General features: G+C 39.6%; 14 protein-coding genes. All 14 read left to right on the top strand.

Features of this window, described 5'->3' with window-relative positions:
- Positions 1-45 precede the first annotated feature (45 nt).
- The 14 genes from IEV27_RS02540 to asnS all read left to right on the top strand — a co-directional run bounded on the left by IEV27_RS02540 (position 46) and on the right by asnS (position 13,165).
- Positions 46-393: a nucleotide pyrophosphohydrolase gene (locus IEV27_RS02540; protein ID WP_188375877.1), complete on the top strand. Its 348-nt coding sequence runs from the start codon at positions 46-48 to the stop codon at positions 391-393.
- Positions 380-1,180, top strand: a complete 801-nt coding sequence (gene dapB / locus IEV27_RS02545) for a 4-hydroxy-tetrahydrodipicolinate reductase (protein ID WP_188375878.1) — start codon at positions 380-382, stop codon at positions 1,178-1,180. Before IEV27_RS02540 ends, dapB begins: the two co-directional genes overlap by 14 nt.
- 14 nt (positions 1,181-1,194) lie before the next feature.
- Positions 1,195-1,608, top strand: coding sequence for a methylglyoxal synthase (gene mgsA / locus IEV27_RS02550; RefSeq protein ID WP_188375879.1), 414 nt, complete (start codon positions 1,195-1,197; stop codon positions 1,606-1,608).
- Positions 1,609-1,613: 5 nt separating this feature from the next.
- The gene (gene bshA / locus IEV27_RS02555) at positions 1,614-2,753 is read left to right on the top strand and encodes an N-acetyl-alpha-D-glucosaminyl L-malate synthase BshA (RefSeq protein WP_188375880.1); all 1,140 of its coding nucleotides are present in this window, start codon (positions 1,614-1,616) and stop codon (positions 2,751-2,753) included.
- Entirely contained in the window at positions 2,734-3,921 is a 1,188-nt protein-coding gene (locus tag IEV27_RS02560) for a CCA tRNA nucleotidyltransferase (RefSeq protein ID WP_188375881.1), read from the top strand. Before bshA ends, IEV27_RS02560 begins: the two co-directional genes overlap by 20 nt.
- Complete coding sequence (locus tag IEV27_RS02565) at positions 3,897-4,892, top strand: biotin--[acetyl-CoA-carboxylase] ligase (protein ID WP_188375882.1); 996 nt, start codon at positions 3,897-3,899, stop codon at positions 4,890-4,892. Before IEV27_RS02560 ends, IEV27_RS02565 begins: the two co-directional genes overlap by 25 nt.
- Positions 4,882-5,700 (top strand): 3-methyl-2-oxobutanoate hydroxymethyltransferase, encoded by an 819-nt coding sequence (gene panB / locus IEV27_RS02570; protein ID WP_188375883.1) that lies wholly within the window; start codon positions 4,882-4,884, stop codon positions 5,698-5,700. The genes IEV27_RS02565 and panB overlap by 11 nt, the downstream gene beginning before the upstream one ends.
- A gap of 15 nt (positions 5,701-5,715) precedes the next feature.
- Complete coding sequence (gene panC / locus IEV27_RS02575; RefSeq protein WP_188375884.1) at positions 5,716-6,579, top strand: pantoate--beta-alanine ligase; 864 nt, start codon at positions 5,716-5,718, stop codon at positions 6,577-6,579.
- Positions 6,580-6,602: 23 nt separating this feature from the next.
- Entirely contained in the window at positions 6,603-6,992 is a 390-nt protein-coding gene (gene panD / locus IEV27_RS02580) for an aspartate 1-decarboxylase (protein WP_188375885.1), read from the top strand.
- A 123-nt stretch (positions 6,993-7,115) separates the two neighbouring features.
- On the top strand, positions 7,116-9,890 hold the full coding sequence (gene dinG, locus IEV27_RS02585) for an ATP-dependent DNA helicase DinG (RefSeq protein WP_188375886.1): 2,775 nt from the start codon (positions 7,116-7,118) through the stop codon (positions 9,888-9,890).
- A gap of 99 nt (positions 9,891-9,989) precedes the next feature.
- Positions 9,990-10,160: a YpmA family protein gene (locus IEV27_RS02590; protein WP_188375887.1), complete on the top strand. Its 171-nt coding sequence runs from the start codon at positions 9,990-9,992 to the stop codon at positions 10,158-10,160.
- Positions 10,114-10,644 carry a cell wall elongation regulator TseB-like domain-containing protein gene (locus IEV27_RS02595; RefSeq protein WP_188375888.1) on the top strand — a complete coding sequence of 177 codons (531 nt, stop codon included), beginning with the start codon at positions 10,114-10,116 and terminating at the stop codon, positions 10,642-10,644. The genes IEV27_RS02590 and IEV27_RS02595 overlap by 47 nt, the downstream gene beginning before the upstream one ends.
- Positions 10,645-10,665: 21 nt before the next feature.
- Positions 10,666-11,850: a pyridoxal phosphate-dependent aminotransferase gene (locus IEV27_RS02600; protein WP_188375889.1), complete on the top strand. Its 1,185-nt coding sequence runs from the start codon at positions 10,666-10,668 to the stop codon at positions 11,848-11,850.
- A gap of 22 nt (positions 11,851-11,872) precedes the next feature.
- Positions 11,873-13,165 carry an asparagine--tRNA ligase gene (asnS, locus tag IEV27_RS02605; RefSeq protein ID WP_188375890.1) on the top strand — a complete coding sequence of 431 codons (1,293 nt, stop codon included), beginning with the start codon at positions 11,873-11,875 and terminating at the stop codon, positions 13,163-13,165.
- Positions 13,166-13,217 lie beyond the last annotated feature (52 nt).

Here is a 13,217-nt window from a genome sequence, read left to right on the forward strand (position 1 = left end):
CTACCATTACAATATGAAAACAGGTTGGTGTAAGGAGGAATATTGTTGAAATATGATACGAAGGACATTCAGGATCGAGTCGATCGTTACATATCCCAATTTAAAGAAGGGTATTTCTCGCCCTTGAGTCTACAAGCACGATTGACAGAGGAAGTGGGAGAGCTAGCCAGAGAAATTAATCATCGGTACGGGGAGAAGCCAAAAAAATCATCCGAGAATGAAAAAGCTTTAGAGGAAGAGTTAGGGGACGTTATATTTGTACTTACTTGCTTTGCTAACTCTTTAAATATAGATTTATCAGATGCATTTGAACAATCGATGAGTAAAATAGAAACAAGAGACCGTGATCGCTGGACACGTAAAGAAGGAGAGAATAATCATGAATCAAATTAAATGTATAGTAGCAGGACCCAGAGGTAAGATGGGCAGTGAGGCCTTGCGGATGATTGAAAAAGACGAGCAATTAACGTTGACGGGCTGTATTGATCGTAAATATGATGGAATGAATGTAAAAGACGTTGATGGACTTCCAAAATTAGATGCTCCTATCTTTACAGATACCGAAGTTTGTCTTCAAGAGGTGGAAGCCGATGTATTAATTGACCTTACTACCCCTGAATTTGGCTATAAACATACGAAGCTTGCTTTAGAACATAATGTGCGCCCGGTCGTTGGTACAACTGGTTTTTCTGACGAACAGCTTGAGGAATTAAGAAGTTTAGCCGCAGAAAAACAATTAGGAGCGGTCATAGCACCTAACTTTGCTATTGGAGCTGTATTAATGATGCAGTTCTCAAAGTGGGCTGCTAAGCATTTTCCTGATGTTGAAATCATAGAAAAGCACCATGATCAAAAGCTCGACGCGCCATCAGGCACAGCTGTTAAAACAGCGCAGCTTATCCAAGAAGAAAGAAACACCCATAAACAGGGCCACGAAAATGAAAAAGAAACGATAGCCGGTGCTCGAGGGGCGGATTTTGATGGTATGAGAATTCACAGTTTGCGATTACCAGGGCTTGTTGCTCACCAGGAAGTTGTATTTGGAAACTTAGGGGAAACGTTGACGATTAAACATGATTCTCACCATCGTGAATCCTTTATGTCTGGAGTGAAACTAGCCGCTACTGAAGTTATGAAGCTCGATGTTTTAGTGTATGGACTAGAACATCTTCTAGACTAAAGGGAGGTCAAGAAATGAATATTGCTTTAATTGCACATGATAAGAAAAAGTCGGAAATGATTAATTTTACTACGGCTTATCGCGACATTTTTAAAAAGCATGATTTATTTGCAACTGGTACAACAGGAAAGAAAATTCATGATGCATCAGGTTTACCTGTTGTTCGCTTTCAATCTGGACCGCTTGGAGGAGACCAGCAGATAGGAGCTAGGATAGCCAATGAAGAAATGGATATGGTTATCTTCTTCCGCGATCCCTTAACAGCTCAGCCTCATGAACCAGATATAACAGCTCTCTTAAGACTATGTGATGTGCATCAAATTCCAGTAGCCACAAATATGGCAGGCGCTGAAATCATGATTCGTGCGTTAGATCGTGGAGAGATTAACTGGAGACAGGTAGTTAAAGACAGGAAAGATCAGGTGTAACGTTTATGGCTAAAATAGGTATTACTTGTTACCCTACGGTCGGTGGATCCGGGGTTATAGCAACGGAATTAGGTAAACTACTAGCAGAACAAGGACATAAAATCCATTTTATTACTTCTCAAGTTCCGTTTCGTCTAAATCGCGTCTACCCTAATATTTTTTATCACGAGGTTGAAGTAAGCAATTATCCAGTTTTTCAACATCCTCCGTATGACTTATCACTGGCAAACAAAATGGCCGAAGTAATCGATCGAGAAGAATTGGACATTTTACATGTGCATTACGCCATGCCTCATGCTGTACTAGCAATATTGGCCAAACAAATGTGTAATAGGGATGTAAAAATCGTCACAACCCTACATGGCACTGACATTACAGTGTTAGGGATCGATTCAACTTTAAAACGTATGATTCGCTTTGGTATTGAGCAATCAGACCGGGTAACCGCCGTTTCCCATAGTTTAGTTGAACAAACGAGGGAGCAACTCGATACCTCAAAGGATATTGATGTCATTTATAACTTTGTTGATGAGCGAGAGTATTATCGTATTCAAACGCCCACATTAAAAGAAGAATATGGGATCAAGGAACATGAAAAAGTCATTATTCATATTTCTAATTTCCGAAAAGTAAAAAGAGTAGATGATGTGATACGTGTTTTTGCCGAAATCGTCGAGAAAATACCAAGCAAGCTCGTTTTGGTTGGTGATGGTCCGGAATATTCAAATTGCTACCACCTTGTAAAAAAGTTAGAACTTGAAGATCACGTTTTATTTTTAGGTAAACAAGAAAACGTGAGCGAACTCTTGGCTATTTCTGATTTAAAACTGCTCTTATCTGAAAAAGAAAGCTTTGGACTAGTGTTGCTTGAAGCAATGTCTTGCGGTGTGCCTTGCATAGGTACGAATATTGGAGGGATCCCCGAAGTTATTCAACACGGAGTTACAGGTTATATTGGTGAGCTAGGGGACGTCACGGGAATTTCGAGACTAGCCGTTGAATTATTATCCGATGAAGTTAAAGTAAAGCAATTCTCAAAAGATGCTGAATCTCTTGTTCACGAGAAGTTTGCGTCCAGAGCTATTGTTGAACAATATGAACAACTCTATGATCAGGTGATGGGCCATGAACTTAAAAATCGCTAAAGCATTAGAAATTGTAAAAATCATTGAAGATGCGGGAGGAAAGGCTCACGTTGTTGGGGGAGCCGTTCGTGACACACTTCTAGGAAGACCGATTGAAGATGTAGACTTAGCTACTTCTTTTACTCCTGAAGAGGTTAGTAAGGTATTTTCTAAGGTTATCCCAATCGGCATCGATCATGGCACTGTACTTGTTCGATATGAATCCGAATCCTATGAGGTCACTACATACCGTACAGAGGAAGGATACAATGATTATCGTCACCCTGACCAGGTCGAATTTGTTCGTTCTGTTGAACAGGATTTAGCGCGTAGAGATTTCACAATCAACGCGATGGCCCTGGATGCAAACGAGCAAATTATTGACCCTTACGGCGGACGAGAAGATTTGGAAAAAAGGTTGATTCGAGCGGTTGGTCATGCTAAAGACCGATTTAGTGAAGACCCGTTGCGTATGATGAGAGCCTTGCGTTTTTCAAGTCAACTCGGTTTCTGTTTGGACAAATCTACGTACGAGGCTATTTCTCATCAAGTTTCCCTTTTATCAAAAATTTCTATTGAGCGTATAGCCGTAGAATTTGAGAAATTATGTAAAGGTCAAGATTATCAAGTAATGCTCCTTCGCTTAAAAGAACTTAAGGTTCATCATTATTTACCTGTGTTTAAAGAGAATTTGGACCAGATTAAAGTAATTCCTTCTGTACGTTTACACGGGTTTTCAGAACTTATTCCTTTTTATTGTGTAAAAGGATCACCCTATGAGATAGCAGAATGGATTAAAGCATGGAAACAATCCAATCAGGTAAAGAGAAATGCGTCAATCATTTTTGAAGCGGTTCGATCGTATGAGCACAAACCGCTGCCTGTGGTTATATATGCAGTACCCTCTCATTTAATTGATAGCTTTGTCAATGTACTGCAAGCCGCCGATGTGACCATTGACCATTCTTCTGTTCAGAAAGCTTACGATAAACTGCCTATCCATTCTCGAAAACAATTAGATTTCCAAGCCGAAGATTTAATGCAACAATATCCGAGCTTACCAAAAGGACCATGGATTGGAGAGTACTTGAACAAAATAGAACAAGCTGTAGTAATAGAACTCATCCCTAACGAAAATCAAGCGATAAAGGAATGGATAAAAACATGGAGTCCACCCGAAACCGATTAATACAATTGTTGGATAAAAATGACGGCTATGTGTCAGGACAGCAGTTATCGGACCAACTTGAAATATCCCGTACAGCCGTATGGAAGCATATGAAAGAGCTTGAAAAGGATGGATACAAAATTGAAGCCATTCAAAGGAAAGGTTATCGAATTATATCCTCTCCCGATAAAGTAAGTGAAAATACCGTTCAATGGGGGTTAAATACTGATTGGCTGGGACATCAGCTGTACCATTATAAAGAAGTGGCTTCGACTCAGGACATTGCCCACCAGCTTGCTAAGCAAGGAAAACCTCATGGCACTGTAGTAATTGCAGATGAGCAGGTGAAAGGGAAAGGGCGTATGTCAAGACCTTGGCATTCACCGAAAGGGAAAGGGATATGGATGAGCATTTTATTACGCCCTGACCTTGTCCCTGTCCAAGCTCCGCAGCTAACGCTGTTAGCGGCTACCGTACTCGCAGAGGTATTCATCCAGAAGTCGGAACTGAAGCCTCAAATTAAATGGCCGAATGATATTCTTATAAACCATAAAAAAGTTTCAGGCATCCTTACTGAGATGCAGGCAGAACATGATCAGATTCAATATGTAGTGCTCGGAATCGGAATCAATGTGAATCAAGCTGCCGATGATATTCAAGGTGATTTACGACATAAAGCGTCCTCCTTACGAATTGAATCAGAGGAGGAGTGGTCAATCGCAGAAACGATTCAGTGCATTTTGCATCAGTTTGAAAAAACCTATGATCAATTTATGTCTCAAGGCTTTAAAAAAGTGAAGAACGTTTGGGAAAAATACGGATATAAGATTGGTGAACAAGTGACCATTAAGACGATGAAACGAGAATGGCAAGCCGAGTTGATAGGGATCGAACCTGATGGTGCTTTAAAAGCAAGGGACCAAAAAGGGAACGAGGAAAAACTCTATTCTGCGGAAATTATGTGGGGAGAGGGAGGATATGATGCTAAATAAATCAAAACTTATGAAAATGAAAGAAGAAAAAGATAAGATCACGATGCTTACTTCGTATGATTATCCCTCAGCTAGGATGGCTGAAGAAGCAGAAACCGATATGATACTAGTAGGAGATAGTCTTGGCATGGTAGTGCTAGGATATGATTCCACTATACCTGTTACTGTAAACGATATGGTGCATCACGGTAAAGCTGTAAGAAGGGGTGCGCGGAACACGTTTGTCGTAGTAGATATGCCATTTATGTCTTATCATGTTTCTATGGAAGATACGCTTAAAAATGCGAAGCAAATTTATCAAGAAACTGAAGCTCAAGCCTTGAAGGTTGAAGGGGCTGGAGAAGTACTGCATACGATTGAATCGTTAACTGCTGCAGGAATTCCAGTGGTAGGTCACTTAGGGTTAACGCCGCAATCTGTTAATGTTTTAGGCGGGTATAAAGTTCAAGGTAAGGATAAAGAAGCTGCGTACCAAATGATTGAAGATGCAAAAAAAATTCAAGAGGCCGGAGCAATGGCTCTAGTATTAGAATGTGTACCGAAAGAATTAGCCTCTTTGATTACAGAACAACTTACGATTCCAACCATTGGGATAGGAGCTGGAGCGGAAGTCGATGGTCAAGTGCTCGTCTATCATGATATCTTAAAATATGGAGTGGACCGCTTGCCGAAATTTGTCAAATCGTATTTTAATGGTAATGAACACCTTATAGAAGCAGTAAAGTCATATGTAACGGAAGTGAAATCAGGAGAATTCCCTGGTGAGGAACATACATTTACAATGAATGTGGACTCGCTTCCAAAGTAATAAGGAGTTAGCAAAATGGAAGTTTTCAAGCAAATAACGGAAGTACAACAGAAAGCTCAACAAGTTAAGAGGGACGGTAAAAGCATCGGGATTGTACCTACCATGGGTTATTTACATGAAGGACACCTCAAACTTATACAGGAAGCCAAAAATGAAAATGACTTTGTTATTCTATCCATTTTTGTAAACCCGTTGCAGTTTGGAGAGAATGAGGATTTAGATGCTTACCCTAGAGATGAAGAGCGTGACTTACAACGAGCTGAAGAGCACGGGGTGGATCTCGTATTTTTTCCAACAGAACAAACGATGTACCCTCATCCCTTATCTATGGAAATATCGGTCATACGAAGAGCTGATGTACTATGCGGCCGCAGCAGGCCGGGTCATTTTGAGGGCGTAGTCACTGTCCTTACTAAGTTATTCAATATTTGTCTGCCTACGAATGCTTATTTTGGAATGAAAGATGCTCAGCAAGTGGCGGTAGTTGACGCTCTTATTAAAGATTTTAACTTCCCTGTAAAACTGAAGCCGATTGCTACAGTGAGAGAGACTGATGGTTTAGCTAAGAGCAGCAGGAATGTTAATTTAACGGAAGTGGAGCGAAAAGAATCACCTGCTATTTTTGAAGCTTTACAATATGGGAAAAAGCTTTATGATTCTGGAGAGTGTAATGTCAGTAATATTATTGAAAAAACTAGGCAGTTCCTTGAAGAGCGGACTCATGGTAAAATAGATTATATTGAGTTACTATCATACCCTGAACTCGAAAACGTTAAGGTAATAGATCGACAAGTAATACTCGCGATAGCCATCAACTATAAGCGAGCCAGACTCATTGATAATATCGTGTTTAGCGAAGCTGGAGTAACAACAGGGTAATTGTTCAAGGAGGAGACATCATCATGTTTCGAACAATGATGAAAGCAAAAATACATCGTGCTCGTGTCACCCAGGCTAACCTTAATTATGTAGGAAGCATAACCATTGACCAGGATCTAATGGATAAGGTCGATATCCTGCCGCATGAAAAGGTACAGGTTGTAAATAATAACAATGGAGCTCGATTGGAAACATATGTAATAGCTGGAGAAAGAGGCAGTGGTATCGTTTGCTTAAATGGTGCAGCTGCTCGGTTGGTTCAGCCGGATGATGTCGTCATTATCGTCTCTTATGCTCTGGTAAACGAAGAAGAAATGGCTGAGTTTAAACCTAAAATTGCCATTATGAGTGAAGACAATCAAGTAATGGAGATTATTGAAGAAGAACCTCCGTTGACGGTTCTCCCATTATAATCTCCACCCGCGGTAATTTAGAGGTGAATCCCTAAAGCCTTGGTGTGTCTGTAAGGATCTTAGCCCATGTAATCGGCAAGATCCTTACTTTATGTTATTGTGCGTGTTTAAGGAGGGTTTGTCATGGCTGCATTTGCCATAGTAGATCTTGAAACAACAGGAAATTCATCTTCAAAACAAGATCGAATCATAGAAATTGGAATCGTACTTATAAAGGAAAAGAAAATCGTTAAAGAGTTTTCGACACTCGTTTATCCAGAGCGTGAGATCCCTCCATTTATATCCTCTTTAACCGGAATCGATGATGAGGATGTCATCGGTGCACCTTTATTTTCAGAAATTGCACAGGAAGTTTACCGTTTATTTAACGATGTATACATAGTGGCTCATAACGTTGAATTTGACCTGGGTTTTTTAAATGCAGAGCTTAAGAAATGCGGCCTGCCCGCATTAACCAATCCTATTATTGATACTGTAGAGATGGCTCGTATTTTAATCCCTTCTTCTGAAAGTTTTAAACTTGGCCAGTTAGCAGAACAGATGAATTTAGGTCACGATCGGCCTCACCGCGCCTTATCTGATGCTCAAGTTACAGGGGAGCTTTTACTTTGTTTATTAGATCGCCTTAAAGAATTACCCGAGCGCACTCTTACTCAATTATTAACAGTTACTGAAAAGTTAAAAAGTCAGATGAGACCATTTATTGAAGAAGCAATTGATCAAGCAAGGTATTCTGTAAAAGGTATTCAGCATTACACTATTTTGCATGGTATTGCTGTTCGGAAACTCACCCCTGGTAAAAAAGAAAAACCAGCCATTACAGAAGATTTTTCAGGGTGGCTGACCCACATATTTGAGGGTGAAAAAGGGTTAAAGGGAACCATTCCTTCTTTTGAGACTAGAGCAGGACAGAGGGAAATGTCGGAATCTATCTATCGCGCTCTTACAGAACCTCAGCATGCTTTAATAGAAGCGGGTGCCGGTACAGGAAAATCTATTGCTTATTTATTATCTGCATTATACTATTCCATAAAAAACAACCGAAGAATCGTGGTTTCTACTTACACGACTTCTTTACAGAATCAATTGCTTCACGAAGAAGTTCCAAAGCTTGAAAGGTTGTTTGATGAACCAATACGAGTTGAACTCTTCAAAGGAAAAGCGCATTACATTAGTTTAGCTCATTTTAGTTATGAACTAGAAAACTCTCACTTAGATAACTATGATGAAGCGTTGGCTAAGGCCATAATACTTGTTTGGCTGACTCAAACGTATACAGGTGATATTGAAGAAATTCAGCTGCCATCTAACGGCCAGCAATTTTGGCATAAAATTTCAGCTGAACAATCTGTGAAACATCAGAAAGATGAAAATTACTTTTATGCGATCGCAGAAGAAAAAGCGGCCTTTGCTGATGTCATTATTACGAATCATTCACTTTTAAGTTTAGACTTAATTAGTGATCAGCCACAGTTACCGAGTTATGAAAAAGTTATCATTGACGAAGCACATCAATTTACTAACGTTGCGAGTCGATATTTTGGTGTTCAACTTAATTACAAAGAATTACAAAGTCAGCTGACTCATTTAAATGACTTACTTTCGGATCGTTTTCTTTCCAATGGGTCTACTACCATTAAAACAAAACTTGAACAAAGCCGTGGAGCAGTTGAACAGGCAAAAGAAGAGTTAAGTCAACTATCGAAGTTTATTTATCATAGTATTAAACGAAATCGTCCATCTAGTAAAACGAAAAGTGATATAGGCCGTGTACAATACACGCTTCTGCATTCAAAAGACGCAGCCATGATATCGACAGCATCAGAAATGATAGAGCGATTCTTATCCAAAATTCTATTAATAAAGAGAAGCATAAGGACGATTAGTGATCAATTTATAGCTTCTCCACCAACTGAGCCCATAGCCATATTAGTGTCGCGTCTAGAACAGTATGAAAATGTTTGTCTTACCATTGTGGAACAGCTGGGCAAATATTTTAAAGAAGAATCATTGGAGGAAGCCAAATGGGTTGAAATAGAAGGGAGCGGCCATCAGCACTCCTTTTATATGTTTAGTGAACCCGTAAACCTTGATGAACTGCTTCGTAAAAAGCTCCTTACAAGTAAACAGAGTATTGTATTTACAAGTGCGACTCTTACAACAGCACAGTCTTTTGAATTTATAAGAAAAACCGTAGGGTTAAAAAAGGAAGATAAGGTTATTGAAAAAGTCATTCCTTCACCTTATAAGTTCGATCAAAATGCTAGGTTAATGATTCCAAACGATTTTCCAAATGTAAGAGAGGATCAAGAAGAATTTATCTATTCGGTTAGTGAAGCTATTTATTCGTTATCACAAGTTACTAAAGGGCGAATGCTCGTATTATTTACTTCGTATGATATGCTGAAAAAAACATATTACTTGTTAAAAGAGATGATTAATCCGGAAGAATATATGATTTTTGGTCAAGGTATTTCAAGTGGAAGCCGGGATCGTTTAAAAAAGAACTTTCAAGCTTTTGATCAATCGATCCTTCTAGGTACAAGTTCCTTCTGGGAAGGGGTTGATATTCCGGGTGATGACCTGTCTTGTTTAATGATTGTGCGTCTTCCTTTTCAGCCTCCAGGACAGCCTGTCCAAAGTATTAGGGAACAGGTGATTAAAAAAGAAGGAAAGAATCCTTTTATGGATTATTCACTGCCAGAAGCTATTATTAGATTCAGACAAGGGTTTGGGCGATTAATACGATCCAGCACGGACCGAGGCATCGTTTTTGTCTGTGATCAACGGATTATGGAAGCGCGTTATGGCAAGTACTTTATTTCTTCGATACCAGATATCCCAGTGACGTATGACTCTACTACGAATTTAATAAAACAAGCTCAGAAATGGCTATAAATATTGGAATTTTTATTAAAAAAACGCAAGACCTGTTATAATAGATTAGGTATTTACCGAAAAAGAACCAAATGTATGAAGAGTTAGGAGATATGTCTAATGGCAAATAAAGTAGAAACCCTTTCCACAGTGCGTGTTCAGAAAACGGACGATTTATACAAAATCGTAGATACACTGAATCGCACGTTAAAAGAAGAAAATTTAATGTTTGGAATGGCTTTAGATGAAGATGATCGGGACACAGCCGTCTTCACGATTTACCGTACCTAAGTGGTTGCAATGGGTTCTTCTCATTTTCGGTAGTTTATTGATCATAGGAATAAGTTTGCTGATTTGGATGTATTTTCATATTGAAAATACGCGAACAAGTCAATACGATGAAGTGAGCGAATTTGTGTTAGCTGAAGGACTTCTTGAAAATGTGGATGAAGTGACCCGTTATAATGGGGAGGTTCCTATTCATATCGTTAGTGGAGTTGACAACCAGAACGATGAACAATATCTTTTTATTGATTTTGACAATCAAGAAGAGTTGTCTACTATATCTGAAACAGACATGATTGATGAAAATTCAGCTAAAAGAAATGTAAACCAGTGTAATGGTTGTGAATTTGTAGATGTTCAGCTTGCATTTGAGGAAAATCGCCCTGTTTGGGAAGTTACTTATAAGGATGAGAGCAACCGCTATGTTTTTGAATACTTAGACGTTAGAAACGGCGAGGAAGTACAACGTTTCGCATTTCGCCAAACATAATTATATTAAGGAGTGACCAAATTGGATTTAGCACAGCGAGTACAATCTTTAACACCATCAAGCACATTAGCGATTACAGCAAAGGCAAAAGCCCTAAAAGCAGAAGGTCATGATGTTATTGCTTTAGGTGCAGGGGAACCTGATTTCAACACTCCAGAGCATATTATTGAAGCAGCTAAACGTTCGATGGATGAAGGGTTAACGAAATACACCCCTTCAGGCGGCATCCCAGATTTAAAGAATGCCATTATTAACAAAATGAAAAAAGATCAAAATCTTAACTATACCCAAGAACAAGTCATTGTAACAATTGGAGCTAAACATGCCCTGTTTACTTTATTCCAAGTGTTATTAAACAAGGGAGAAGAAGTGATTGTCCCAGCTCCTTATTGGGTAAGCTACCCTGAACAGGTTAAGTTGGCAGAAGGCCGTCCAGTAGTAGTACAAACTAAAGAAGAGCAGCAGTTTAAGCTGACACCAGAGCTGCTTGAACAATCCATTACGGATAAAACAAAAGCAGTTATTATTAATTCACCAAGCAATCCTACAGGGATGATGTATTCTAAAGAAGAGCTGGAAGCAATAGGTGAAGTTTGTTTAAAACATGACATATTAATCGTTTCTGATGAAATCTATGAAAAGTTGATTTACACAGATGAAGAACATGTTTCGATTGCCCAGCTGTCTCCGGAGCTTTATGAGCAGACGATCATCATTAATGGAGTATCTAAGTCTCATTCGATGACTGGATGGAGAATTGGATATGCGTTAGGAAACAAAGATATTATTAAGGCAATGACAAGCATGGCCTCTCATTCTACTTCTAATCCTACATCGTTAGCTCAATATGGAGCACTTGCAGCCTATACGGGTTCAAATGAAGATGTGGAAAAGATGAGAGTTGCTTTTAAGGAGCGCCTAGCTAAGCTTCACAGCTGGTTAATAGAGATCCCAGGGGTTCATTGTGAGAAACCAAAAGGTGCCTTCTACTTGTTCCCGAATGTGAAGGAAGCAGCTTCGATTTGCGGGTTTGATGGGGTAGATGATTGGGTTAAAGCCTTGCTTGATGAAGAGAAAGTGGCTCTCGTACCTGGTTCTGGTTTCGGTTCTCCGGACAATGTGCGTCTATCCTATGCAACCTCTTTAGAACAATTAGAAGAGGCGGCTAAACGAATTAAACGATTTATTGAAAAGCGTCAATCATAAGTGGAATTTGGAGGTTTAAATAGTGAAAACAACGATTGCTGAAGTTTCTAAGTTTGTAGGTGAAGAAGTAACGATAGGAGCCTGGCTCCAAAATAAGAGGTCGAGCGGTAAAATTGCCTTTTTACAGTTAAGAGATGGAACTGGCTTTATGCAGGGGGTAGCTGTGAAGGCAGAACTTGGCGATGATAAGTTTCAGCAGGCAAAAGGCTTGACTCAAGAATCTTCCCTTTATGTTACTGGGGTGATTGTCGAGGATAGTCGTTCTTCTTTTGGATATGAAATGCAAGTTAGTAACTTCGAAATTATTCAAGAAGCAAAAGATTATCCGATTACACCGAAAGAACATGGCACAGAATTTTTAATGGATCATCGTCATTTATGGCTGCGTTCAAGGAAACAGCACGCCGTGATGAAGATCAGAAATGAAATTATCCGTGCGACTTATGAATTTTTCAATCAAAATGGTTATGTGAAAGTGGATGCACCTATTTTAACGGGGTCTTCTGCAGAAGGCACGACCGAACTTTTCCATACTAAATATTTTGACGAGGATGCTTACTTATCTCAAAGTGGTCAGCTATATATGGAAGCAGCGGCAATGGCACTTGGAAAAGTATTTAGCTTTGGTCCTACATTTAGAGCGGAGAAGTCTAAAACTCGTCGTCACCTTATCGAGTTTTGGATGATTGAACCAGAGATGGCGTTTATGGATCATAACGACAGTCTTGAAGTTCAGGAGCAGTATGTGTCCCATGTTGTGCAATCAGTCTTAGAAAATTGCAAGTTGGATTTAGAAGCACTTGACCGTGACACGAGTGTACTAGAGAAAATTAAAGCTCCTTTTCCAAGAATCAGCTATGATGATGCTGTACAGCTGCTGAAGGAGAAAGGTTTTAATGATATCGAGTGGGGGGAAGACTTTGGCGCCCCTCATGAAACAGCGATAGCAGAGAGCTACGATAAGCCCGTATTTATTACGAACTATCCTGCTGAGATTAAGGCTTTCTATATGAAACCTGATCCTGAGCGTCCAGAAGTAGTTTTATGTGCCGATTTAATCGCACCTGAAGGATATGGCGAAATTATTGGAGGATCTCAGCGTATTGATGATTTAGAACTCATGCGACAGCGATATGAGGAACACGATCTAACCGGAGAAGCCTACAAGTGGTATTTGCAGCTGCGCGAATATGGAACTGTACCCCATTCAGGATTTGGTTTAGGTCTTGAACGTACAGTGGCGTGGATCTCAGGAGTAGAACATGTCCGTGAAACCATCCCATTCCCACGCTTATTAAACCGATTATATCCTTAATACAGAGAGATGAAAGCACCGATGGCCGTTAACTTTATCGGTGTTTTCATTA

This window comes from Halobacillus andaensis (assembly GCF_014636475.1).
Taxonomy (GTDB): Bacteria; Bacillota; Bacilli; order Bacillales; family Halobacillaceae; genus Halobacillus_A; species Halobacillus_A andaensis.